Origin of the sequence: Neptunomonas sp., assembly GCF_041601355.1 — a bacterium.
Classification (GTDB): domain Bacteria; phylum Pseudomonadota; class Gammaproteobacteria; order Pseudomonadales; family Balneatricaceae; genus Neptunomonas.
The window spans coordinates 1-23,974 of the sequence record NZ_JBFIIH010000058.1 but is presented as its reverse complement, the minus strand read 5'-3'; the positions used below and the strand labels follow the sequence as shown (position 1 = coordinate 23,974).

21 protein-coding genes are annotated in these 23,974 nt (G+C 47.8%); 6 read left to right on the top strand and 15 right to left on the bottom strand.

What is annotated here, in order from left to right; translation table 11 throughout:
* A partial coding sequence (locus ABY436_RS10805) for a fasciclin domain-containing protein (RefSeq protein WP_372738986.1) occupies nucleotides 1-357 on the bottom strand: 357 nt, incomplete at its 3' end.
* Nucleotides 358-690: 333 nt separating this feature from the next.
* Here ABY436_RS10805 and ABY436_RS10800 point away from each other — a divergent pair.
* Together ABY436_RS10800 and ABY436_RS10795 are read left to right on the top strand one after the other, a co-directional pair.
* A complete protein-coding gene (locus ABY436_RS10800; RefSeq protein WP_372738985.1) occupies nucleotides 691-1,926 on the top strand; it encodes a serine hydrolase domain-containing protein in 1,236 nt (411 codons plus the stop codon).
* Nucleotides 1,927-1,975: 49 nt separating this feature from the next.
* Nucleotides 1,976-3,400 carry an MFS transporter gene (locus ABY436_RS10795; RefSeq protein ID WP_372738984.1) on the top strand — a complete coding sequence of 475 codons (1,425 nt, stop codon included), beginning with the start codon at nucleotides 1,976-1,978 and terminating at the stop codon, nucleotides 3,398-3,400.
* Between the two features lie 86 nt (nucleotides 3,401-3,486).
* Here the strand turns inward: ABY436_RS10795 and ABY436_RS10790 are convergent, their stop codons facing one another.
* The 13 genes from ABY436_RS10790 to ABY436_RS10730 form a co-directional block, all read right to left on the bottom strand.
* On the bottom strand, nucleotides 3,487-3,696 hold the full coding sequence (locus ABY436_RS10790; protein ID WP_372738983.1) for a hypothetical protein: 210 nt from the start codon (nucleotides 3,694-3,696) through the stop codon (nucleotides 3,487-3,489).
* Between the two features lie 113 nt (nucleotides 3,697-3,809).
* On the bottom strand, nucleotides 3,810-6,617 hold the full coding sequence (locus ABY436_RS10785) for an Hsp70 family protein (RefSeq protein WP_372738982.1): 2,808 nt from the start codon (nucleotides 6,615-6,617) through the stop codon (nucleotides 3,810-3,812).
* Between the two features lie 51 nt (nucleotides 6,618-6,668).
* Nucleotides 6,669-8,498 (bottom strand): Hsp70 family protein, encoded by a 1,830-nt coding sequence (locus ABY436_RS10780; RefSeq protein WP_372738981.1) that lies wholly within the window; start codon nucleotides 8,496-8,498, stop codon nucleotides 6,669-6,671.
* Complete coding sequence (locus ABY436_RS10775; RefSeq protein ID WP_372738980.1) at nucleotides 8,495-9,067, bottom strand: DUF2760 domain-containing protein; 573 nt, start codon at nucleotides 9,065-9,067, stop codon at nucleotides 8,495-8,497. The genes ABY436_RS10780 and ABY436_RS10775 overlap by 4 nt, the downstream gene beginning before the upstream one ends.
* A 349-nt stretch (nucleotides 9,068-9,416) precedes the next feature.
* Entirely contained in the window at nucleotides 9,417-9,785 is a 369-nt protein-coding gene (locus ABY436_RS10770; protein WP_372738979.1) for a phasin family protein, read from the bottom strand.
* 145 nt (nucleotides 9,786-9,930) lie between these two features.
* A complete protein-coding gene (locus ABY436_RS10765) occupies nucleotides 9,931-11,370 on the bottom strand; it encodes an amidase (protein WP_372738978.1) in 1,440 nt (479 codons plus the stop codon).
* On the bottom strand, nucleotides 11,363-12,634 hold the full coding sequence (locus ABY436_RS10760) for a Zn-dependent hydrolase (protein WP_372738977.1): 1,272 nt from the start codon (nucleotides 12,632-12,634) through the stop codon (nucleotides 11,363-11,365). The genes ABY436_RS10765 and ABY436_RS10760 overlap by 8 nt, the downstream gene beginning before the upstream one ends.
* Before the next feature lie 15 nt (nucleotides 12,635-12,649).
* On the bottom strand, nucleotides 12,650-13,345 hold the full coding sequence (locus tag ABY436_RS10755) for an ABC transporter ATP-binding protein (protein ID WP_372738976.1): 696 nt from the start codon (nucleotides 13,343-13,345) through the stop codon (nucleotides 12,650-12,652).
* Nucleotides 13,338-14,099: an ABC transporter ATP-binding protein gene (locus ABY436_RS10750; protein WP_372738975.1), complete on the bottom strand. Its 762-nt coding sequence runs from the start codon at nucleotides 14,097-14,099 to the stop codon at nucleotides 13,338-13,340. Before ABY436_RS10750 ends, ABY436_RS10755 begins: the two co-directional genes overlap by 8 nt.
* On the bottom strand, nucleotides 14,096-15,088 hold the full coding sequence (locus ABY436_RS10745) for a branched-chain amino acid ABC transporter permease (RefSeq protein WP_372738974.1): 993 nt from the start codon (nucleotides 15,086-15,088) through the stop codon (nucleotides 14,096-14,098). The genes ABY436_RS10750 and ABY436_RS10745 overlap by 4 nt, the downstream gene beginning before the upstream one ends.
* 1 nt (nucleotide 15,089) lies before the next feature.
* Nucleotides 15,090-15,947 carry a branched-chain amino acid ABC transporter permease gene (locus tag ABY436_RS10740; protein WP_372738973.1) on the bottom strand — a complete coding sequence of 286 codons (858 nt, stop codon included), beginning with the start codon at nucleotides 15,945-15,947 and terminating at the stop codon, nucleotides 15,090-15,092.
* A gap of 62 nt (nucleotides 15,948-16,009) precedes the next feature.
* Nucleotides 16,010-17,203 (bottom strand): ABC transporter substrate-binding protein, encoded by a 1,194-nt coding sequence (locus ABY436_RS10735; RefSeq protein ID WP_372738972.1) that lies wholly within the window; start codon nucleotides 17,201-17,203, stop codon nucleotides 16,010-16,012.
* Nucleotides 17,204-17,279: 76 nt separating this feature from the next.
* Nucleotides 17,280-18,047, bottom strand: a complete 768-nt coding sequence (locus ABY436_RS10730) for a FadR/GntR family transcriptional regulator (protein ID WP_372738971.1) — start codon at nucleotides 18,045-18,047, stop codon at nucleotides 17,280-17,282.
* Between the two features lie 322 nt (nucleotides 18,048-18,369).
* Between ABY436_RS10730 and ABY436_RS10725 the strand changes: the two genes are divergently transcribed.
* The 4 genes from ABY436_RS10725 to ABY436_RS10710 all read left to right on the top strand — a co-directional run bounded on the left by ABY436_RS10725 (nucleotide 18,370) and on the right by ABY436_RS10710 (nucleotide 22,599).
* A complete protein-coding gene (locus ABY436_RS10725; protein WP_372738970.1) occupies nucleotides 18,370-18,717 on the top strand; it encodes a hypothetical protein in 348 nt (115 codons plus the stop codon).
* A 165-nt stretch (nucleotides 18,718-18,882) separates the two neighbouring features.
* Nucleotides 18,883-20,451, top strand: a complete 1,569-nt coding sequence (locus tag ABY436_RS10720) for an inorganic phosphate transporter (protein ID WP_372738969.1) — start codon at nucleotides 18,883-18,885, stop codon at nucleotides 20,449-20,451.
* Between the two features lie 76 nt (nucleotides 20,452-20,527).
* Nucleotides 20,528-22,351, top strand: coding sequence for a Na/Pi cotransporter family protein (locus ABY436_RS10715; RefSeq protein ID WP_372738968.1), 1,824 nt, complete (start codon nucleotides 20,528-20,530; stop codon nucleotides 22,349-22,351).
* Nucleotides 22,348-22,599, top strand: coding sequence for a hypothetical protein (locus tag ABY436_RS10710; protein ID WP_372738967.1), 252 nt, complete (start codon nucleotides 22,348-22,350; stop codon nucleotides 22,597-22,599). The genes ABY436_RS10715 and ABY436_RS10710 overlap by 4 nt, the downstream gene beginning before the upstream one ends.
* A gap of 130 nt (nucleotides 22,600-22,729) precedes the next feature.
* Here the strand turns inward: ABY436_RS10710 and ABY436_RS10705 are convergent.
* Nucleotides 22,730-23,974, bottom strand: a 1,245-nt coding sequence (locus ABY436_RS10705) for a hypothetical protein (protein ID WP_372738966.1), incomplete at its 5' end; no start/stop codon positions are given.

The window sequence follows — 23,974 nt, the reverse complement described above, 5'->3', positions numbered from 1 at the left end:
TGCGCTTTCTAATTTCACGACATCAGCAGCGTTCACTTTGCCGGATACTACGTGGTAGGTGAGCACAGAAACGAGTTGATCTTTGTTTTCAGGCATCAGTAACATGTCCAAGGTGCCATCAGGTAAATTCGCAAAAGCCTCGTCTGTTGGCGCAAATACAGTAAATGGCCCTTCACCTTTCAGGGTTTCAACAAGTTCTGCTGCCTCAAGAGCGGTAACAAGGGTATTAAACGAACCGTTTTCTGCAGCAACATCCACAATGTCTTTTTTCATGGCATGGCCGTCTGCATAAGAAAATGATGTAAAGGCTAAGCTTGCAACCACAACAGATAAAATAGCTGTTAATTTTTTAAACATGATATTTCCCTATTAAAGTTTGTTTAGTTTTGTCTTGCTGAATATCTTTACGAAGTGTCTGGATAAATAGATCAACGTGGATAAGTGATTTTTGTATCCATTGAGCTGCATAAAAGCCTAATGCTGAGCTTAAGGGGTGGGTAAACCGGAATTTCACATTCACCTGAAACAATGAACAACAGTGATAGGTGCTATGAACGACGAGAAACGCTAACTTTTGTACTTACACAGGGATGAATTAATCTTTGAATTATCCCGTAGCCCGAGTTAATTTAACGGCACGAACTGGCATCGATTCGCCTGTCACCATTCGTTAAGCGATGAGAACTGATTATGTACGATAATAAAAATGCGGCCGCGCCGGGTGTTGGCTACCTGGATCTGAAGTTGATGCAGGGCTGCCCGCCGCCTCAGGACAAGCTGATCGATCTGCGCAACTGGGACAGCCCGCCTTATAATCGCTGGTCGTTCCAACATATGTCCGAGCTGTTTCCGGTGGCGCCGATTCGTCGTGGCAACGCGCCGGTGAGTGAACTACTGCGGGCGACACGCTCGCTCGACGGGGTGCGTTTCGAGCGGGTCGACGGCCAGCAAACCGATCTGGCGACTTTTCTGACCGACAGCTACACCGATGGATTAATTGTGCTGCACCGAGGTGAGGTGGTGTCGGAGCAGTACTTTAACGGGATGCAGCCGCATACGCTGCATCTGCTACAGTCGGTATCCAAGACACTGGTTGCCAGCTTGGTCGGCATTTTGATTGGCCAGGGCAAGATCGATCCCGATGCCAGGGTCAGTGACTATGTGAGCGATCTATCCGGTTGTGATTATGGCGATGCGCGGATACAGGATGTATTGGATATGCGCACCGGTATTCAGTTTTGCGAGGATTACACCAACCCCGACGCAGAGTTCATCCAGCTCGACATCGCCTCAGGCTGGCGCGAGCGTGGTAGCCGAACCTCGCCAGATACGATCTACGGGCTGTTGGCATCGCTCAAGAAGGGCCGCGAGCACGGCGGCCACTTTGAATACCGCTCGGTCGAAACCGATGTACTGGGTTGGGTCTGCGAGCGGGTGTGCGACGAGCGTTTGCCGGTACTGTTGAGCCGTGAGATCTGGGCCAGGCTAGGCGCGGAACAAGACGCCAATATCACCCTGGACCGGGTCGGTACCGCACTGGCCGACGGGGGTATCAGCGCTAGCCTGCGTGACCTGGCCCGGTTTGCCCAGATGCATCTGCAAGGTGGGATGTTTAATGGTCAGCAGATCGTTCCCGAAGCGTTCATCAAGGCGTCCCGGCAGGGATCGGGTGAACATTTCAGGGTGCTCTATGGCGACTTTGCCGGGCATTACCCCAAGGCTGCCTATAGCAACCAGTGCTGGGTGCACGATAGTGATAAAGGGATCTACTCGGCCCGCGGCGTGTTTGGCCAGTTTATCTACGTTGATCCGCAGTCTGACGTGTCGATCGTCAAATTCTCTACCTGGCCTGATTTTCTCAACCCCGAGTGGTCGCTGAACAGCAATCGTGCGTTTGAGGCGATAGCCAAGGCGCTTGCTGATTGATCTAAACGCAAAGTCTCACAACAAACATTAGGAAAATTCAGGTTAAAGGATGAACTCATCTTCGGTTACAAGCCATCAGGAAACACCCTGGCTGGCACTTTATAGTATTTGTCTGGCAGCATTTCTGGTGCCTATGGCGATGTCTGCTGTCAATCTTGCTTTGCCTTCGATCGCTGAAGACTTGCTGGTCGATGCCGTATTACTCAGTTGGATTCCCAGTGCGCCGCTCTGGGGAAGCGTTGTACTGATGCTGCCGATTTCCCGGTTAGCCGATATCTGGGGGCGCAAGCGCGTTCATCTATTGGGATTGTGTTTGTATGCTTTCTCTTCGCTAGCGGTTGTGTGGATAGATAGCATTGAATGGCTGTTAGTTTTCCGCGTGATACAAGGTTTAGCCAGCTCTTTTATTTTTGCTACCGCGATGGCTATGGTGGCGATTCTGGCGGGTACCAAGCAACGTGGCATGTTCCTTGGCATCATTTCTACGTCTGTTTATCTGGGGCTGACAACGGGTCCGGCTGCTGGCGGATTGTTAACTGAATGGTTAGGTTGGCGCAGTGTGTTCTGGTTGCCGGTTCCCGGTATATGCTTGGCGTTCGGCCTGATAGCCTGGTTTATGCCTCACGAACCGAAACTGGTCGGGTCTGAAGAGTCCAGCCAATACTCCATGCGACAACGCTTCGATGTAACGGGCAGCTTACTGTTTTCTTTGAGCATCAGCTGCTTGTTTTTTGGAGTAACAGGCCTACCTGATGCAGGTTTTGTTGTTTTACTGGTCGCGGGGCTTGGTTTAAGTGTAGGGTTTGTTTATCAACAACGCCGTGCCAGTGTACCGCTGATAAGAATAGATGCATTAAGTCAGAATCGAATTTTCAACCGCTCGATGCTGGCCAGTCTTTTCATGTATGGGGCCAGCTTTCCCGTCCTGTTTATCGTCAGTTTGTATCTGCAATATATCCAGGGACTCTCTCCGGGCGATGCCGGAAAAGTGGTACTTTTACAGGCGTTGTTGACGGCCTGTATTGCACCTATAGCTGGCCGCTTGTCGGATAAATATGATCCCCGAATACTTGCTACCACGGGTTGTGGCCTTTATATACTGGGATTTGTACTGCTATTTTTTGTGGGTATGCAAACTCCCCTGTGGCAAGTTAAAACCGGCTTGTGTTTGCTGGGGGTCGGCTTTGGTTTATTTTCATCACCGAATAATAATGCGGCGATCAGTTCGGTAGACCCGTCGCGCTTAGGTATTGCTTCAGGGTTACTTAATCTGGCACGCACAGGCGGTAATATGTTCAGTACGGCAATAATGGTGGTTATCTTTAACTATTATTTTGCCGATCAGATATTACAACCGGAGCATTATTCAGAATTACTGACGGTGGTAAGAATCACCCTGTTACTTGGCATACTATATGCCCTGTTCGGCGGCTACTTTTCTCTGACGCGGGGACGAAAGCGCACAGAAGACTAGCCATCACCTTATTCAGGCACCTGTTCGAACTTGTCGCCATCTAACATAATAAAGCGACTATCTGCCACATGCCTTGCCATAGCCGATCAGTCGGTCTCGATGATATGGTCCATCTCGCTATCCAGAATCAGATGGGCATTGTCGCCATCCTTGTGCGCATGCGCATGCGTTACTTCAGCATTTCCGGCAGTCAATAAAATACGGCTCAAGATAGTATTTTCAGACTCATCTTTGTCTTGTCGCCTAGCCACAATAGCGGCGTAAACATCGTTAGACACAGTAATAGTTTTGGACATGATTGCACCCTCCAATTCAACGCCATTCACTATTTAACTATGATTTAGTGCAATTGATAAATCAAGAGTCGCGTGCAGAGAGCTATTCATTCAACACAATCCTTACAAACGCCTCAATCGAGTAGTTTTAATCCCGGAGGCAGGCTTTCGCCGTAGATTTTGTAGCTGTCGGCCTCATCCAATTCGGTGACTTCGGTAACCATCGCAATCCATTTTGGCGGCGCTTTGCAAGCTTGCAGAGCGCAAGCGATGGATTGACGTAACTCTGGCTCAAGATCGCGGCTGCGATCACCACTGACGCGTGCCATCACCACCGTAGCAAACGCCGCCTGGGGTTGCTTGTTCCAGTCTTTTTTCAGTAACGTCGGTATCCACTTAGCCAGGGTGTCCTGATCGATCAGATTATGCGCGCTGCCATGCAGCGGAATCCGGCTGCCTATCCGGCCCAGAGCCACCCAACTGCTTTGGATTTCACGGGAATTTTCCAGTCTTTTTAATAACCAGCGACCCAGCTCCTGCTTCTTATCCGACGGCAGCCCTTCCAGCGCAGCCGCCAACAACACCATGCCTTCATAGGCTTTATATTTTAGCTCGGCCTGGAGTTTACGATTACGCTCGGCAACAGGGTTGATGTATTTGGCCACCTGTTTGTGCAACAGCAATTGCTGATCAACGTTCAGTCCACCCGCTACCCTGCGCCAGAAAGTCCACCATTGGTTCCAGTCCGGATTACTCTTGTCGAACTGCAAGCCCTGTTGAAATAGCGGCCAGATCTGCTGCAAACGCCAGTCGTCCAGTGGGTAGCCCAAACCGGGGCGCAGACAAAAACCAGTCAGGTTAAACCACATCTGCTCATGCTGTTGCGAGCGTCGGCGGCGGCCCCGGTGCTCGATAAACACGTCGACCAAAGCGCGCAACAGAGGCACTTCCCAGCTCTCCCGCGGCCCCAACAGGCGCTCGAGATTGACCCGCAGCAGCTTCACCGACTTAGCATCGGTTGTTTGTCGCGACTTACCATAAATAGCCTCTACCAACTGGCGAGCGCTGTCGAACTCTGCCGGCAATCCACCTACTTCGGTGTTCAGAGCCCCGGCTTGCGGGGCTTTGCGCACGGGGAATTCCAATCGCCAGCGACGCGCCGCATCGGCAGCAGCGACACATTCCAGTCCCAGGGTCCCGACTTCGGTCAGAGTCGCCACCAATTCCACCTCGACAGCGGTCTCCCCTCCCGCAGCGGCAGGGATCGCGGCCATCAGGGGTGGTAAAGGCTGAAATTGCGGATCATCCAAGGGCGTCAGTGTTCCCGGGATGGGGGAGTCATCGGACGCCGAAGACATCAACTGAAATTGTACCGGTTGGCCGAGACTAAGCACAAAGCGGCGCTCCGGTAAGGGTATCTCGATGCCGGTCTCTGTACCTCTGGGCAACAAACAGATACCTTGAAGCGAGGTGTTCTGGGCGGGCTGATCCTGGTCAAGTTTGAGGAAGTAACTACGCGCCGAGCCGCCACCGATACGCACGCCTTTTCCACGGCGCGCCAATCCGTGAGCCACCGCACCGCAGGCAACCGCCAGATCAGGACGGCTATTTTCAAGCGTGCTTACCGCCTCCCCGCGCCAACTCGACAGCAGATCGCAGAGGCGCTGTGCAAGCACCCCACCTTTAAAAAAACCGCCGTTGAGTAAGAGTGCATCGGGCACCCAGGAGGTGCTATCGGCCTGATCCGCGAAGGCCTCTCGACTCACTCGTTGGTGGTGTTGCAGAAACGCCGCCAATTGACGGCTGATCGAGGGATCTGTGGCGTAGGGTAAGCCGAACTCCTTCACCGCACGCTGCCGCTGCTGCGGCATATCGGTCAGTTCAGTCAGGGGAACAAAGCCCTCCAGAGCCAAGGCCTGGGTTTGCTCTCGACTCAAGTCGTAACTACGCGCGCCACCAATCAGGCGTGCCCCCGAACCGAGAACGGTAACCTTGGCTGACTCAGGGGCATCCGTGGTGAGTAATTTTTCCTTGGCTAAACGCGTCTGCTGAATGAGCTGAGAAAGACTTGAGGCACGCAACCGCTTGCCCGGTTCAAGCACCCCGCTCTCGACCTGATGCGCCAGGGCAAGGTCGAGATTATCTCCGCCCAGCATCAGGTGATCACCGACGCCGATTCGATCGAGCCTGGGCTGGCCATCTTCAAAGCCCATGCGCACCAGGCTGAAATCGGAGGTACCACCGCCCACATCGCAAATCAACAACAGCCGATGCGACTTCAGGAAATCTTCGGCCTGCGCCCCGTGAAGCGAAAGCCAGTCGTAACAAGCGGCGGCAGGTTCTTCCAATAATAAAATTTTTGCTAATCCGGCGAGTCTGGCCGCCTCGACCGTTAATGTCCGCGCCAGATCCCCGAAAGAAGCCGGCACCGTCACAATCACTTCCTGATCTTCCAGCGGCTGGCTAGGGTGATCTGTATTCCACGCCGCGCGGATGTGGGCCAGATAGGAAGCGGTGGCCAGCACCGGAGAGACTTTGTCGACTCCTTCGGCGCCTGCCCAGGGCAAAATAGGTGCCGTTGGGTCGGCTTGGTCGTGGGACAACCAGCTCTTGGCGCTGATCACTGAACGGCCTTCGACTTTACCGCTGAGTTCACGTGCCCATTCACCGATGATCACATGGGGTAATTCGCCTACCAGTGGAGTACTACCCCAGGGAAGTTGCATATCTCCCTGGGGCATTTCATCGGCGCCGGGATGATAACGGAATGAAGGCAGCAGCGGCAATCGCGCTACTTCACCGGCAGCGACCAACTGGGGAATCGCATAAACTTGTGGCGCCGCGCTGGACTGGCCTTGTTTATCCAAGCCACTGTAAGCCACCACGGTGTGGGTGGTGCCGAGATCGATTCCGACTATAAACTGAGGGCGGGGTGACATCATCGGGCTACTCTACCAGAGAGCCGGAATCGAAAGCTACAAGCTACAATATCTCTAGGCCTCGCGAACATTCAATTCCACTTGCCAGCGCTGGCTGCCATCCAGAGTCACGGCTTCCAGGCACAGGGTGCCCACTTCCGTTATCCGGCTAACTAAGCGTACTGGCACAACGTCCCCCGATTTACGGCCTTCGGTGGACAAGTGGGTCTGAATTTCCGGTAGCTCATCCAACTCCTCCGGCTCCCAATAATCTAACTGGCTGCCCGCCTCGTCATCGCGTCGTGTGGTCGATGCAAAGAAATTAAAGCGTACAGTCTCACCGACAACAAGCCCGAATTCACGGTCCTGCAACGCCACTTCTGAGCCTTCTTCCATGCCAAACGGTGCGATACAGAGTGCTTCAAGAGGAGCTTCTATACCCGGAATGGCTGGCATGGAGCTTTCGATACCAATGTAATAAGCACTGGCGGTACCGCCACGGATACGTACGCCCTGACCTTGACGCACCTGACCGTAGTAAGCCGCGCCGCGTGCGACAGCAAGATCCAGGTCGATCCCCTGTAACAAGCGGGCATTATCGACCCCAGCAGTATTCAGCCAATGGTTGATCAATGCCAGTGTTCGCTCGGAAAGCTGCGGCGCCTTGAATACACCGCCGTTCAACAGAATCGCAGAGGGCTGGATAAAACTCCCTTCGGACGGCCCTAAGAGCTCGTCGGCCGCGCCTTTTTGTCGGCTCAGGAAGGCCGCCAGATGACGCGACATAGCCGGGTCCTTCGCATAAGGCAGGCCGAGCTGGTTGAGCGCACCGCGGGATTGTTGCGCCGGGTGTGCGTCGATATCTACCAGAGGAAAAAAACCCTCAATCAGCGTTTCGGTCACTTCGCTGCGTGTCAGTTCGGTGCTCAGGGTTCCGCCGATCAACTTAGAACCGCGGCTGGGAACAACAACCGGTACCGCGTCTAAGGTTGGATTAGCCAACAGCTGTTCCTTTGCTTCACGACAGCCATGTGTAATCCCCAATATTTGCCAAGGCTGGAGACTCTTACCTTCTTGGGCAAGCTTTGCTTTTATCCGATAGGCCAGCGCCAGATCCATATTGTCGCCACCAAGCAGAATATGCTCACCAACAGCAATTCGGTCCAACACTAGATTACCATCACTCTCGCTGACCGCGATGAGCGACAGATCTGTGGTACCGCCGCCAATATCCACCACCAGAATGATATCGCCGACAGTGACCTGTTGACGCCAGTCGTCACCGCACGTTTGCAGCCAGCTATAGACTGCCGCTTGTGGTTCTTCAAGCAAAGTAAGATGTTGAATGCCCGCGACTTGAGCCGCTTCGGCGGTTAACTCGCGCGCCCCCGGATCAAAAGACGCAGGTACCGTCAGGATAACTTCCTGATCCTGCAGAGGGGCATCGGGAAAGCGGTGATTCCAGGCATCCCGCAGGTGCTCCAGAAATGTGATTGAAGCGCCAAGAGGTGAGACTTTAACGACCTCTTCCGGACTATTGAGCGGTAAAAATGCTTCATGCCGGTCGATACCGGCGTTGCACAGCCAGCTCTTGGCACTGGAGACAAGTCGCATCGGCGTTTTACTGCCCAGATTGCGCGCCAGCTCACCAACGAGTGACGCCGGACTCTCGCTCCAGGGAAGCGCCAGATCCGCGCTATTGAGCTCCTGATCGTGGGGCTGATAGATAAATGACGGTAACTGAGTTTGTGCTTCTACGGCACCGGGTTGAGTCAACTGAAAAATAGTAACAATCTCAGGTGGCGTGCCCTCTTCCGCGCCGAGTTCAACGTAAGATAACACACAATGGGTGGTGCCCAAGTCGATACCTACCGCGTAACGGGCGTTCTGCTCTGTATCACTCATAACTCGACCTCTGCCGGTGCTAAGATTCGTACGTCATGGCCTTTTGCCAGTTGCGGCAATCGCACCTCTGTGGCTTTCCAACCGCGATGCACCAGAGTACCGGTGAACGGTGCCGAACCGACGACATTGCCTGTCAGTCGGACCTGTGAAGCATCAAATCCAGACTCCAGTGTAAGTCGGGACTCTTCTTCCTCGGTGCGAATCGGTGACAGGGTAAAGTAACCCGCGACTGTTTTTTTGCTACCTTCATGCACCACCCGGGCGGCGGCGCCGATATCCGCATCTGAGTAACTGCTGAGGTCTTCGTGGACGAAATCAAGAAAGCGCGCGTCCTGCTGCAGTAGAGACAGCAGTTGCAGGGCAGATTCAGGTGTGGTGTCTTTTAAAACGGAGGGGGTAACTGCTGGCTCTACCGGGGCTGAAGACTGCTCTGCTGGCTTGGCATTACCAGCAGCATTAACATCGGCAGGCTTTCTCATCAGGCTAACAAATAATAACAGGGCGAGTACCAGCAAAAGCAGGTGCAGCGCGTCAAAGGCTACGGGTATCAAACTAAATTCGATGGACATAGTGGTTTGTCTTCCTTTGTTGACAGTTATAATCGTGGGAGTTTGTCACATAAAATACAAAATCCGCAAACTAACGGCCGATACCGCCCAGCCGGTATACCGCTGGAAAAACGGCTTGCTGTCGCGGCAATTCAGCTTTTCTTATTGCATTGCAACATTGTGTTGCTGCAACGCCAAAATTGCAAGATTAGATCAGCCCCAGTTTGAACCATCCACACCTCACGTGATTGGCATTTCTGGCTTACGAATATACACACGCTATGAAGCCTTTGACTCTATCCGGGTTTCAGCCAGACACAAAAAAACCCCCATCATTTCTGATGGGAGTCTTTTTTAAAACCAGCTTAAATTAAGCAGTTTTTGTGGCAATCGCTTTAACAGCAGGAACTACAGAGTCTTTGCTTTCAGTCAGGATAGCCTGAACTTCAGTAAAGTAAGACTGAGTGCTTTCTACAGATGCTTTAGCTTCAGCCTGTAGCGCTTCAAAGTTAGCCTTAGCTTCTTCAGATTTAGCAGTAAAGAAAGAAGTCAGTGCTTCAACGTCTTTAATTTCTGAAAGGGCTTTAAAATCAGCTTGTGCTTGAGCAATTTGCTTCTCAGCAGTCGCTTTCTGCAGCTCGAATGCCTTAGTAAAGGTGGCTGTGTTTAGTTCGATCAGCTTTTGTACAGGAGCGGCAAAAGCGGAGAAGTCAGTAATAGGCATTTTCGTGAACATCATTTATATCCTTATAGAGAAGTAGTTGAAAAATCGATAGTATCTCGCCCAATGCTGCAACGCAACAATTATTTTTTATTGATTGCTGTATTTCTTATAACTAACTAAAAAATAAGGGATATATATAAATCAATTTTTTGTGCACATGCTAATCCAGCGTAGCTCGAGTTAATTTATCCGTACCATGTCGAGGGGCGTCCAAAAACTCAACCGGAATCAAATCCTCAATGTACTTTGCAATACTAATAGCCAGTAAATCATCTCCCCTATTAGCTACAACCTGAAGCCCAACAGGCAAGCCATTCAGCAGTCCACAAGGTATAGTCAATGCTGGTTGCTGAGTAAGATTAAACGGGTAAGAGAAAGGCGTCCAATCCGTCCAATGCTCCTGATCAGCCGTCTCTGTATTCTGACCAGCGTTAAACGCAGTCCGCGGCAGTGTAGGTGTAATTAAAATATCGTATGTTGAATGGAACTCCTGCATAGAGCGCCCTAACTCTGCCCTTTGATCAGCCGCCTTCATATAATCAACAATATCGATTTCACTTCCTTTGACTCCTATTTGGAGAAAGCCTGGGTCAAGAAGGCCACGTTGTTGCTCGTTGAGATTTGAAACAACTTTCGCTGCTCCCGCAAACCAAAGGGTTGAAAACGTATCGATAGGGTCCTTAAAGCCAGGATCGATCAGATCAACTTCTGCACCCATCTCTTTAAGAGCATTCACCGCAGAGTCTGCAAGCTTAAGAACGCCAGCATCTACATCAACGTATCCAAGGGTCGGGCTGTAGGCTATTTTCAGGCCCTTAAGAGGGAGGCTTTTTTGATCACTCCAACTACCGTTAAAAATACGAGTTGAGTACCAATCCCGCAAATCTGGCTTCGCTATAACATCCATCATCAACAAACTGTCTTGCACTGTCCTGCTAATTGGCCCGAGATGAGAAAGAGTCGTCATTGCACTTGCCGGCCACTGAGGGATAAAACCAAAAGTGGGTTTTATACCAAAGACACCGCAAAAAGAAGCGGGGATTCTAATAGATCCACCGGCATCACTGGCTTGATGCAATACGCCCATATTTAACGCGGCGGCGGCTGCAGCTCCGCCAGAAGAGCCTCCGGATGTAAGAGTTGTATTCCACGGGTTTCTTGTAACACCGGTGAGAGGGCTATCGGTAACGCCCTTCCAACCGAACTCTGGTGTTGTAGTTTTACCCAGTATTACAGCCCCTGCTTGCCGCATCTTTTGTGTAAATGGAGCATCAACATTAGCTAAATCTTTTGAACTGGTACGTGAGCCGCTGCGGTGTGGCCACCCCGCCACCAGCGTTAAGTCCTTGATCGAGCTTGTCACTCCATCAATTTTACTAAGGGGTTCGCCTTTGAACCAACGCGTTTCCGACTCTTTTGCCGCTTTAATCGCATCCTCCTCAGCAACAAAGCAGTATGCATTGACTGAAGGGTTGCATTTGGCAATTCGCTGCAGCGAAGCGTGGGTCGCTTCTAGAGGAGAAAGCTCTTTAGTTTCGAAGAGCTGGCAAAGCTCAACTGCTGTCATATCTGCGATATTAGTTTTATGCGCTTTAGTCATGTTCTGCTATCCCCGCAGACAAGAGTAAAACGTTAAGCAGAACCGACGCCCCTGCTCCAAGGTCTTCAGCTTTAGCCCTTTCTAGCTCATTGTGACTAATCCCCCCCTCGCAAGGGACAAATATCATTCCCGCAGAAGTAACGTCTGCCATAAAGATTGCATCGTGCCCCGCGCCACTTACTACATCCATATTCGGATACCCTAACGCGGAAGCAGCCTCCCTAACGTTACTAACGCATGTGGAATCAAACGCTATCGGAGGGAAATCTGCTGTAGGGGTAATGACAGTTTGAACGCCGTACTTTTGATCTAATGCGTTAATTTTAATGTGTAAGTCTTTAACCATGGTTTCAAGAACACCTGACTCCAAGTGGCGAAGATCTGCAGTCATTCTAACTCGACCCGGTATAACATTTCGGGAACTAGGGAAAACGTCGAAACAGCCAACGGTTCCGCGCCCATGAGGGGTATTTTTTAGTGCCAGCTCATTTATAAACTGAATTATTTCTGCGCCCGCAAGAGAGGCATCTTTTCGAAGATGCATCGGCGTTGGGCCAGCGTGGGCTTCTACACCTGTGATCTCAATATCAAACCACTTTTGGCCAAGAGCACCAATAACAACGCCAACTTGCTTTCGCTCATCTTCTAATACAGGCCCTTGCTCAATGTGAGCTTCATAGTACGCGGCAGCTTTATGACCAATATGACTTTTATTTCCGTTGTAACCAATTGCATGCAGCGCGTCTTCAACTGAGATGCCCGCATCATCTTTTGTCGTCAGTGCATCGTTTAGTGAGAACTTACCAGTGAATACACCAGAACCCATCATACATGGCGGAAACCGCGAGCCTTCTTCATTCGTCCATGCCACGACTTCGATCGGAGCAAGCGTCTGAATCTTAAGGTCATTTAACGTGCGGATCGCTTCTAACCCCGCCATAACCCCAAAGCATCCATCAAATTTTCCGCCGGTTGGCTGAGTGTCTATATGGGATCCGGTCATGATGGGAGGCAAATCATTATTTAATCCGGCTCTTCTGGCAAAAATATTACCTATTTCATCGACAGATACCGTGCACCCAGCTTCTTCACACCAGGTTTTAAATAGGTCACGCCCTTGTTTGTCTAACTCGGTTAAAGCCAAACGGTTTAAACCACCTTTAGAAGTATGTCCGATTTGACCATGCGTCATCAGACAGTCCCAAAGGCGTTCGGTATTTACTGTGATCTGTCCGATACCCGGTGTTAACTCAGTTGTTTTCATAATAGGTTCCCTCTACTAAACAGCAAGATACCGGTTCTTGATGTCGTCTTGTTTGCTAAATTCGGTTTGAGTGCCCTGATAAACGATTTCACCGAGCTCAATAACATAATGTTTGTCTGCGAGCTTCTCGCAAACCGATAGATTTTGTTCGACGAGCAGCACACCCACGCCAGCTGCACGAATTTGGCCTAAAATTTTCACAATCTCATCAACTATGACGGGTGCCAGGCCTTCAGTTGGCTCATCAAGGAGAAGAAATTTCGGGTTATTTACAAGTGCCCGCGCGATCGCGAGCATTTGTTGTTCACCACCAGACAGGGCGTTGCCACCGTTCTTTCTTCGCTCCTTTAAACGTGGGAACATTTGATAAATATCTTCAAGATCCCAGGGGCTTTTTTTGTTGATGGCAATCATCAGATTTTCTTCAACCGAAAGAATGCCGAAGATGCCACGATGTTCTGGTACTAAAGCGATACCCCGCCGAGCTATCTCGAATATTTCTTTTCCTACAAGATTCTCGTCGTCTAATAAGACAGACCCTTGTTGAGCTTTGACGATGCTTACAATTGTCTTAAGCGTCGTAGTTTTACCGGCGCCGTTGCGCCCCAACAGCGTTACAATTTCTCCGGACTCAATAGCCAAATCAATTCCGTTCAAAATATGGCTTTTACCGTAATAAGAATGCAGATTATTAATCACTAATCTACTCATGGCCACTTTCTCCTAGGTATGCTTTCTTAACCTGCGCGTCCCCTTTCACTTCTTCAGGAGAGCCTTCGATTAGTATATTTCCTTGGTGCATCACGGTGATTCGGTCGGAGATTGACATGACCAGTCTCATATTGTGCTCAATGAGCATCACGGTATGGTCTTTTCCAAGTTCCGAAATCAGGCTTGTCATTATAGGAATATCATCTACTCCCATCCCTGAGGTAGGCTCATCAAGTAAAAGCAGTGATGGAGAGCCGCACAATGCCATACCCACTTCAAGCACTCGCTGTTGTCCGTGTGATAGCTCTCCAGCTTGCTTGTCAGCAAACGCCTCCAGTTGAATTTTTTCTAAAACTTCATTCGCCTTAGCAATATTAGTTTTGTCAGCTGTTTCGGGCACCCAAAACTTCAGTGCATTCAGACCACCCCGACCTTGCGCCGCTATTCTTAAATTCTCTCGTACACTTAAAGTCTGAAAAAGGCTTGTGACCTGAAACGAACGAGACATGCCTTTAGAGACTCGTTTATGAGCCGCTAAATATGTCAGGTTTTCTCCGTTAAAGTGGATACTTCCACGAGTCGGTTTTCTTTCACCTGTTAAGCAGTGAAATAAGGATGTTTTCCCTGCGCCGTTTGGGCCAATTACGGTATGAATAGAGCCTTTTTTTATTTTTAAATCGACATTCCCGACAGCGGAAAATGCGCCATAATCCAACCCTAAACCAGCCGTTTCTAATAGATAATTTGAGCTCATTTTGTCACCTCGGAGGTGAGATTTTTCTTAACTTTTATCGACGACAATTTAGACCTTAAGGAAATAACTCCGCCCCATAATCCCCCCGGAAGAAATAAGACAACAGCGATAAGTGCTATACCTAAAATCATCATCCATCTAGGCCAGATAGATGAGAGAATATCACCCATCATTACGATTGCTCCTGCTCCTAAAATTGAACCAATTAACGAGCCAGTCCCCCCAATAATTGTCATAATCAAGATGTTTTCTGACATGAGAAGCTCAACATTTGAAAGAGGTGCAAAGTTTAAAAGCATCGCGTAGAGCGCGCCGGCAAGGCCCGTTATCGCGCCGGAAATAACGAAAGCGACCAGCTTAAAGTGGTTTGTGGAAAACCCTACAGCCGATGACCGCCCCTCATTTTCTCTGATAGCGACAAGTGTTGTTCCAAAAGGAGAATGGATAACTCTTCGGGCAAACACGAAGACAATTGCAAAGACTGCGGCCACAAAAATATAGAATGCTTCACTGCTTTTCAGATCGCTGATGGTCATCCCGAAAAGTGTTAAGGCAGGTCTAGGCACATCTAATAATCCGTTGTCTCCACCTGTCCAGTCACTAAAGGTGTAAGCGAGGAAGTACGCCATTTGAGAAAAAGAAAGCGTGAGCATTACAAAGTAAATACCCGTTCTTCGTATGGCTAACGCGCCGACGATTAAAGCGAGTGATGATCCCACCAGGATGGCTGTGATTAAGGCACTAATCAGTCCAAAATCAAGATGAAGCATGACTAATGACGCGCTATAGGCCCCACCGCCAAAAAAGATACCTTGTCCGAATGATAAGAGGCCGGTGTAGCCCAAAAGTAAGTTACATGCCAATGCAGCCAAAGCAAATATAAGTATTTCCGTAGCGAGGGTAACGGAAGGTAGCAATATCGGCATCAATACAATAAGTGCCAAGGCAATTATCGTTACTCCTCCGAATATAGAAGTTGTTTTATTCATCTTATGCTCTCCCGAATAATCCATATGGTCGCAATAGAATGACAAACGCCATCGCTCCATAAATCATCAAGCTGGCACCCTGTGGCCACAGTGTGCTCATTACACTTTGAACGATCCCCACGAGCAGACCACCAACCAACGCCCCCGTAAAAGACCCCATACCTCCTATCACAACAACAACAAACGCAATTCCAAGTACTTCCGGGCCAACAAAGGGGTGAATGCCTTTTATTGGCGCTGCGAGAACACCGGCAAGACCGGCAAGACCCACACCCAATGCAAATGTGATAGAGAACAGGCGATGCGTATGTGTTCCGAGTAAGGAAACTGTCTCGGCGTCTTCACTACCGGCACGAACAAGCGCACCAAATTTAGTTTTATCCAGTAGCAACCAAACAAGAAGAGCAACCACGGCCGCAAAAGCTATGACAAAGAGCCTATATTGCGGGTAGTAAAAATCACCTATTTGCATTACGCCTTTAAGTGAATCAGGTGGAGAAATGCTTTTCCCGATAGGCCCCCATATAGAAATACAAACTTCTTGAATGATTAAGGCAACACCTAATGTCACTAAGATTTGGTACGTATGAGGCAGGTGGTAGACCCTTTTTATTAATGTTCTTTCGCATACCCATGCAAAAAAGGCGATACATAGAGGTGCAACGATAAGAGCCAGCCAATAGTTTCCCGTAATGCTGACTGCCGTATAACTTAGATATGCCCCTAGAAGATAAAAAGCGCCATGAGCAAAATTCACAAAGTTAAGTAGTCCAAAAATGATTGAAAGCCCCACAGATATGAGGAAATAAATCATTCCAAGCCCTATCCCATTCACTACCTGAAATAGATACAGATTCATAATTCACCTCTAACAAAAATGAAGCGCCACGTCGCTATTAACGCGAGTGGCGCAAATCGTTTTTACATGCCTTTACATTCAAGAGATGATTCATCCGGGAAGGATTTACCGTAGCTCACGATTTCTGCAAAATCGTCTGCATTCTGCATTTCTGAAGCGGACTTTCCTTTTAATAAGTAATAATTTTTCAGGACCTGGTGATCGGCCGCACGAACCGTCTCGGTGCCAGTTGGACCTTCATAAGACTTACCTTCTAACGCTTTAATAACGTCACCCGGGGTCGTTGTGCCCGCTTCAACGATCGCATCGAGGAGCAGCTTAGTGCTGATATAATCCGCGGCTAACGGATAGTTGGGGGTAATGCCATATGCTTCTTTTACTTCTTTGACAAGCTTGTTATTGAGTGGTGTATCAACGGTATGCCAATACTGTGCTCCAAAGTAAACATTCTCTGTTATATCAGCCCCTAATTCCTGGAACTGATCTAAACCGGAGGACCATGTTAGCAGGATGGTCATTTGATTTTTCAAACCGAAGTTAATCGCCTGTCGTAAGGCATTAGAGGATTGAGAACCGAAATTCAGAAGTAAAAGAACATCTGGCTGTGCCGCCATTGCATTCGTAACGTAGCCTGAGAACTCTTGCTCTTGCAGAGAGTGATAGCTATTACCTACGTGTTCTATACCCAGTTCGTCAAACACAGTTTTAGCATTTGACAGCAATGCTTCGCCAAAAACATATTGGGGTGTAATCGTATACCAGCGTTTCTTTTCTGGATGCTCTTTTAATAAAGGAATTACGGTCTCTCTGATTGCGCCATATGTCGGCACCGACCAACGGAATGTAGATGCATTACAATCGACACCTGTTAGTTCATCAGCTCCTGCTGGGGTAATGAAGACACCACCTGATTTATTAACCTCTTTACCTATAGCTAAAGAAGTTGACGATAGCGTGCCGCCATCGAAAAACTTCGCAGAATTTTGACTAATCGCCTCCTGTACCTTGCGGAGCGCTTTGCCTGCATTACCTTCTGTATCTATAGCTTTATAACTCGGTGTTTGTCCAAGTACCTGTCCATACTGCTCAACCGCTAATTTCGACCCCATATCAGCATACTTGCCGTAACTAGCGAAGCTCCCCGATAGGGATTTAACGCCATAAATAGTCACCGCTTCCTCTTGCGCCATTGCAACGCAAGATGCAGCTGTTATCGAGATTGCTAACGCAGTATGTTTCAAATATTTATTAATCATTTTTGCTTCCTTTTGAGATTTTATTAACTCGCCATCAGGCTTAACTTTGTGAGTGATAGGTTATATTTGAGGTACCCTACATTTTTTTCGAAATTTCTCCCTCAAGTGCAACAAAGTGCACCTCCGCTTCACACATATGCTCCGCCATAAGCGTTCGCACCTGTTTTTTATCTTGTTTTTCATACGCGTTAATGAGTGCGTAGTGATAATCGACATTTGATTTAGTGAAAGCGTAGTAATCAATTAAATAAGCTTTTTTTAGCACAACCAGGTCTCTTAATGATTCGTTCAGAAAGCGACCAAAAAAACTTAGAATAGGATTAGGTGAAGCATCAGCCAGAACATTATGAAACTCTAATTCTGCTATTTTCTGGAGCCGTTGCTCCTCTTCTGTGGTAGGTTTTTCACTGCACTGATCGGTGTACTTCCTCAGAAGTAACAGTTCTTCTTCAGTTAAATGCCCTACAACGGATACTGCCAGTTCAACTTCAATTAGCTTTCGCGTCTGGTACAGTTGTTCGGCACTGATATGCCGAAAATATAAGTAATTTCGTAACGCTTTGCTCGCGGGCTCTGTTCCCACTTCTGTAAGCCATGCTCCCCCACCGGGGCCTGGCCTGGTTTTTATTAACCCTTCAACTTCCAAAGCCTTCAATGCTTCGCGAACAGTTCCTTTTGATACCTCGTACTGCTCAATTAAATCTTTTTCACTCGGTAAGCGATCTCCGGGTTTGAGCTCTTCAGACATAATAAGGCGCTTTACTTCATCAACAATCAGGTCCGATAGCTTGCGCTTAGTTTTATTCTTGAATCCAGATAACATTTCAGCTCCCAAAAAACTCATTGGCAAAACCATCTATAAATAATGTAAATAATTATGATTAATTGCCTTGATAGTAGATAAGCAAATTGTCTGCCAAACTCTAACTTTAGTATTCATAAATGGGTTTTTTTATTTAAAAACAAGAATTCAAGGTTATTAAAAACCAAAGACGATCAATTTAAGTAATTGATTTATATATATAAATAATATTTTTATATTTATTTCACGAAATATTTCACGAAAGCTAGTCAACTAATGAAAGCAGACAAAGGCTGACTCTATCGAATGTTAGCAAGCCTAAAAACGCACCAAGATGATGCCAATCATATTCCTGCAAAGGAAAATGTCCGCACCTGAATCGCGCAAACGTCACTGCTTCTCCGGGAAGTCTCATGCCCCTCGCGAATCACGGGATCACGGATCAAAAATAGATTCAGCTATTGCTGTCGATATGAAGGTTCACCCTATTCAACTGAAGGCTCTGGCTTTAAATGGCGAAGGTCAAATTGTTAAAGTGGAGGTACCCGAAAGAGATGATGTGATTTTCTTCTTACATAGGGGCTTTGGGGGTATATCACACCGCCCCATCAGAGAGAAAAGTAAGAAACTGCAGGCCAACAGTCTTAAGGTTCATTTATATTGGTCTAATACCGACAAAACAGCGGCCCAAGTCATTGATAGCAGCCCCTAAGACCGCTAACGTCTCAAGTAAGCCCAAAAGGCAATGTCTGTGTGTATATAAGCGTGTTTGAATCGATGAGATCTGAGTAATAAAAATCGTTCAGGCATTAATAATGAACAAGAACGAGCTGTATTCACTTGTTGCAACGGTAACTCTTAAACAGGTAATGATTTTATGGATATTAATAATCTTCATCATTTAGAAGCTGCCTCTGCTCATGGGCGAAAAGAACTTTTTCGCAGTGGTACAGCGTTGCTCTTTATTGTCGGCATCATGCTGTATACAAGCCGGGTGGGAATGGATAGTCCAGACCATATAATGCTAGTGGTTGCCGCTATGATCGGCGGATATATGGCGATGAATATTGGCGCCAATGATGTGGCTAACAATGTCGGGCCTGCGGTAGGATCAAACGCATTAACAATGACGGGTGCCATTATAATTGCGATCATATTTGAAGCCAGTGGCGCCTTAATTGCCGGTGGTGATGTGGTAAGCACAATCAAGAAAGGGATAATAGATCCCTCTCTGATACCCAGCAGCCAAACTTTTATCTGGTTAATGATGGCTGCACTGTTAGCAGGTGCTATTTGGTTAAACTTAGCAACCGTTGCAGGTGCTCCGGTGTCAACCACTCACTCTATCGTGGGTGGTATATTAGGTGCAGGTATTGCTGCTGGCGGATGGGAGATTGCCAATTGGCCACAGCTTGGCAGTATTGCTGCAAGCTGGGTTATATCTCCCGTTCTTGGCGGGATAATTGCTGCATCATTTCTCTTCTTAATTAAGCGCACTATTACCTATCAAGACGATATGATTTTGTCAGCCAAGCGCATGGTGCCATTATTGATTCTCTTTATGGCCTGGGCATTTAGTACTTACTTGCTGATGAAAGGGTTTAAAAATATCTGGAAAGTGGACTTGATAACCGCTTTATTGATAGGGGCTGTTGTTGCTGCGGGAGTTTATTTCCTTGTACGTCCACTTGTTCATCGAGCGGCAGATGGTCTCAAAAATGGCAAGGATAGTATTAACAGCTTGTTTACAGTGCCCTTAATCTTTGCTGCTGCTCTACTCAGTTTCGCCCATGGCGGAAATGATGTTGCCAACGCAGTCGGACCATTGGCGGCAATTAATGATGCTGTTTTGAGTGGTGGGCATACATCAAAAGCTTCTATTCCTCTCTGGGTTATGTTGATTGGTGCTGCAGGCATTGCGATCGGCTTGGCGCTATATGGGCCAAAACTCATTCGTACTGTGGGTAGTGAAATCACTGAACTGGATAAAATGCGCGCTTTTTGTATTGCCATGGCAGCAGCAATTACGGTGATTATTGCTTCGCAACTTGGTTTACCCGTTAGCTCTACTCATATTGCCGTAGGTGGTATCTTTGGTGTTGGCTTTTTACGTGAATTTTTAAAAGCCAGCTACACTGAAATGACGATAGAAATTATGCATCATCATGAAAATAATAACCCCATAGAAGTGCAAGCTTATTTGTCTGAATTTGGACAGGCATCCATTAAGACAAAAGGGGAGATGTTAAAGCAGCTGAAGAAAAGCTCCAATAAAGAACATTTATCTAAAGCCGAACGAAAAAAACTACGTAAAGTCTACAAAAATGAATTAGTAAAGCGCTCAGCACTGCTGAAAATTGCAGCCGCCTGGGTCATTACGGTACCGGCATCTGCCGCGATGGCGGCAATTATTTACTTTACTATCAGAGGCATGATGCTGCCATAGATATAGCTTTCTAAAACCTGTGTTAATAACAAGCGATGTTGTATGTAAGGCAAATAATTTTACTTAATAGGTTTGCATGATTAAAAAAATATTTTTACCTACTATTTTTTTAGTATTAACTTACGGGTTTTGGCTTAGCCCAGACTTTAAGGTGATTACTGCGGGTGTAGCCATTTTTCTGTTTGGAATGTTGGCACTTGAGCAGGGCTTTAATGCATTCGCCGGTGGTGCACTTGAAAGGACTCTGCGAAAAAGTACAAACAAAATGTGGAAAAGCCTGACGTTTGGTTTTACCGCTGCCACTGTGATGCAGTCCAGTTCATTGGTGTCCGTGATTACTATCTCTTTTCTCAGTGCCGGTCTTATCGGGCTGGTTGAGGGGATGGGTATTATTTTTGGCGCCAATGTGGGGAGTACCACCGGTGCCTGGCTGATTGCAGGTTTTGGTCTGAAGGTGAAGATTTCTGCTTATGCCATGCCGATGTTGGTGTTTGGTGTTATTTTTATCTTCCAAAAATCAAAATTCCTGAAAGGATTTGGCTACATCCTGGCCGGACTTGGTTTTCTGTTTCTCGGCATACACTATATGAAAGAGGGCTTTGAGGCCTTCCAGAATCAAATTAGCCTGACCGATTATGCCGTGGAAGGTTTTGGCGGAGTGCTGGTATTTACGCTGATAGGTATCCTGGCAACTATTATCATGCAGTCTAGCCATGCCACCCTGGTATTGGTGATTACCGCACTTTCCGTCCAACAGGTGACCTATGGCAATGCACTTGCCTTGGTCATCGGTGCCAATGTCGGTACCACCATCACAGCTGTATTAGGCTCTCTGACCTCCAATACTGACGGCAAGCGACTCGCGCTATCAGATGTGCTCTTCAAGGTAACGGCGGGTATTGTTTTCATGCTGGCGATGAACCCGGTAATCGGCTTGGTGGATATGGTATCCACTACGATAGGCATAGCTGAAGATGACCACACACTCAAACTTGCCGTGTTTCACACTATTTTTAATGTGACAGGGGTTATCATTATGGTGCCATTCACAGGAAGGTTGGTTTCTTTTCTTGTGCGTGTCATGCCGACGAAGGCCCCTCAGGTCGAAAAAGCCCGCTATCTGTCTTCTGCATCAGCAGAGATCCCTGCCGCTGCCATTGAGGCTGTTAGAAAAGAGACAGTTCGCCTTTATGATTTGTCGGTTGATACCATTATTCGCGGGTTAAGCTTAAACAAAAGTGTGCTTGCTGCAGATAGTAAAATTGACGATATCATTAATAACTCCAGCAACATTATTTTGCAGCAAAATATTGATGATATATACGTCAGACGCATCAAGTCTATTTATGCAGACATCGTCGAATTTATCAGCCAGTCTCAGAGCTCAATGGGAGCGCCGGGTCATCTGGATAGACTTTTGCTGCTCAGAGAAGTAGGCCGCGATCTGGTCGAGACAATTAAAGGTATCAAACATCTGCAAAAAAACCTGAACATCTATACGCTTTCGGCTAACTCAGATATTCGTCAGGAATATAACAATATGCGCATACAAATATGTCGCGTGTTGCAGGAGCTGGAAGTCATAAGAGCCGGAGAGGATGAGTCAGCTACAATTTTATCACTTGACCAGCTTAAAGTAGAAATCAATGAGAAAGATATTATTAAAACGGGCAGACTCGATCGCCTGATTCGCGAGCACCGTATCAGCGCTCCCATGGCGATCTCTCTTATGAATGATAGCGCCTACTATCAGGATATCTGCCGAAACCTTATTCATATGGGGGGGATATTATTTATCTCTTCAGATCAGAGTGACGAGGAGGCAGAAAATAGTGTCGCTCTGGATGAGGCCGAAATTAAAGAAGTTGTAGATGAGTATGTCGAGGAAGCAACTAAATGAATACTAACGATCTGTTAAAAACCATAGAAAATTTTGTCGATACGAACAGGCGTGAGCGTATTAAAAGGTATGAGTCGCTACAACGTCTTATGAAAAAACTTAAGATAAAACAAAATCAGCTAAAAGATAAAGTTAAGAATGAGAGCAATAAAAAATGTAAAAAAAGGCTCGAAGAAAAGATTAGAGTTCTTAAAGCGCAGCGAAAAAAAGGTTTGAAGTTACTAAAAGAACTCAAGAGTGAAATATAATCGCTACTCATGTGATGTAGCCTTCCCTCACCTCACCTCACGTGAAAGGCAATGCGGGGTTCCTTCCATGATATGGTCAAATAAGTAAGCCCGAATGTGAGTGGGAAGATTGTCATGAATATTAGTACCGTTAGGATTTCATGTTAACCGCCACGGCTACCTTAAACGCATCGAGCACGTCCTTGGGTTTGGCTGAGCTTTCGGCAATAGTATCCGGCGGCGGCAGGTCCTCTTTCGCAGGTTTTCGTCCGCCAAAGGTCAGTGCGCGCATGACCTGAAATATCTGGGAAAGACCGCTAAATACTTTGAACCAAAAAGGCCCGCCAAATCCGATCAGCACACCCGCTAAGCTCGACATGAGTAACCAAACAGCGAACTCACTCGTTAGTGCGATGTCGAAAACACCCTGCTCCTTACCTTGCTTGTCCATCCAGCCCACTCGGCCATCGCAGGCACCGCCTTTCTGACCCTTGGCACAAACTGGATAATACTGCCATCCAATGGCAAGGCCCTGAGACTCCATTTTTTCGACACTTTCAAGCACCTGTTTAGATATGTCGTCCAGCTGTTGCTGGAGCATACCGGGGGTAGGTGCTGGCCCCGTTGGTGTTAATGTGTTCGGCGGTGCCTGTAATTGTGCAATATCGTTCTTCAACTGATCAAGCCTTACGACGGCGGCCTGATTTTGTTTATGTTCCTCGTCCGCATTCTCAATAAGGCTAGAGCGAATTGACGGATTTTCGATGAGCTGCACGAATAAACGTGACGCATCAATGTTAGCAAACCAGGCAAAAGGGATAGCCACGCAGATAGCGGTGAGTTGTGCCTTTTTGCGAAACACTTCGCTTGCAGCACGCCCGAAACGGTCGAAACTACGCACCATGTCTTGCACCAGCAGTTCAACCTGAGCTTCTCCTTCAGCAACAATCGCTTTACCCACGTCAGTTCTACCCAGCCGTTCGGCAAACGCCAACAAGCTTAGCGAGTCGATCTTGGATTTTCGCTCAGCGCTGAAACGGTTTTTACTAGGCTCGAATACCGGGTTTTCAGTTAGTGCCTCAACAAATTTTTCTTTGTGCGTAGGGAGATTTGTGCTGCTACGGATTAACCACGCCTTACTCTTTGCAAGAATACCGGCATCAACAGTGCTCGCCAGTTGTTGAGGGCTCACCCGTTCAAGTCCTGCGCTCAAACGTGGCCACACGACCTTCTCGTAAAGCGCTTCAATGGTTTTCTTCAGGACTTCTTCTCTGGTGCCAAATGCTTTGAGGATAGCCTCGACTATTCCGGTGACAATCGTAGAGAAGATCATCATGACTACGGCAAATGCCATGGCCGATTCGAGTAACTCCATTGTCTTCTGCCTTTCTTGTTG

Excerpts from the sequence above, each read along its gene's own strand:
- ABY436_RS10775 (WP_372738980.1), bottom strand. The coding sequence starts at position 9,067 with ATGTCCATCGAATTTAGTTTGATACCCGTAGCCTTTGACGCGCTGCAC.
- ABY436_RS10750 (WP_372738975.1), bottom strand. The coding sequence starts at position 14,099 with ATGAGCTCAAATTATCTATTAGAAACGGCTGGTTTAGGGTTGGATTAT.
- ABY436_RS10780 (WP_372738981.1), bottom strand. The coding sequence starts at position 8,498 with ATGAGTGATACAGAGCAGAACGCCCGTTACGCGGTAGGTATCGACTTG.
- ABY436_RS10760 (WP_372738977.1), bottom strand. The coding sequence starts at position 12,634 with ATGAAAACAACTGAGTTAACACCGGGTATCGGACAGATCACAGTAAAT.
- ABY436_RS10715 (WP_372738968.1), top strand. The coding sequence starts at position 20,528 with ATGATTAAAAAAATATTTTTACCTACTATTTTTTTAGTATTAACTTAC.
- ABY436_RS10795 (WP_372738984.1), top strand. The coding sequence starts at position 1,976 with ATGAACTCATCTTCGGTTACAAGCCATCAGGAAACACCCTGGCTGGCA.
- ABY436_RS10720 (WP_372738969.1), top strand. The coding sequence starts at position 18,883 with ATGGATATTAATAATCTTCATCATTTAGAAGCTGCCTCTGCTCATGGG.
- ABY436_RS10735 (WP_372738972.1), bottom strand. The coding sequence starts at position 17,203 with ATGATTAATAAATATTTGAAACATACTGCGTTAGCAATCTCGATAACA.
- ABY436_RS10725 (WP_372738970.1), top strand. The coding sequence starts at position 18,370 with ATGTCCGCACCTGAATCGCGCAAACGTCACTGCTTCTCCGGGAAGTCT.
- ABY436_RS10800 (WP_372738985.1), top strand. The coding sequence starts at position 691 with ATGTACGATAATAAAAATGCGGCCGCGCCGGGTGTTGGCTACCTGGAT.
- ABY436_RS10745 (WP_372738974.1), bottom strand. The coding sequence starts at position 15,088 with ATGAATAAAACAACTTCTATATTCGGAGGAGTAACGATAATTGCCTTG.
- ABY436_RS10785 (WP_372738982.1), bottom strand. The coding sequence starts at position 6,617 with ATGATGTCACCCCGCCCTCAGTTTATAGTCGGAATCGATCTCGGCACC.
- ABY436_RS10790 (WP_372738983.1), bottom strand. The coding sequence starts at position 3,696 with ATGTCCAAAACTATTACTGTGTCTAACGATGTTTACGCCGCTATTGTG.
- ABY436_RS10710 (WP_372738967.1), top strand. The coding sequence starts at position 22,348 with ATGAATACTAACGATCTGTTAAAAACCATAGAAAATTTTGTCGATACG.
- ABY436_RS10765 (WP_372738978.1), bottom strand. The coding sequence starts at position 11,370 with ATGACTAAAGCGCATAAAACTAATATCGCAGATATGACAGCAGTTGAG.
- ABY436_RS10730 (WP_372738971.1), bottom strand. The coding sequence starts at position 18,047 with ATGAGTTTTTTGGGAGCTGAAATGTTATCTGGATTCAAGAATAAAACT.
- ABY436_RS10740 (WP_372738973.1), bottom strand. The coding sequence starts at position 15,947 with ATGAATCTGTATCTATTTCAGGTAGTGAATGGGATAGGGCTTGGAATG.
- ABY436_RS10770 (WP_372738979.1), bottom strand. The coding sequence starts at position 9,785 with ATGATGTTCACGAAAATGCCTATTACTGACTTCTCCGCTTTTGCCGCT.
- ABY436_RS10755 (WP_372738976.1), bottom strand. The coding sequence starts at position 13,345 with ATGAGTAGATTAGTGATTAATAATCTGCATTCTTATTACGGTAAAAGC.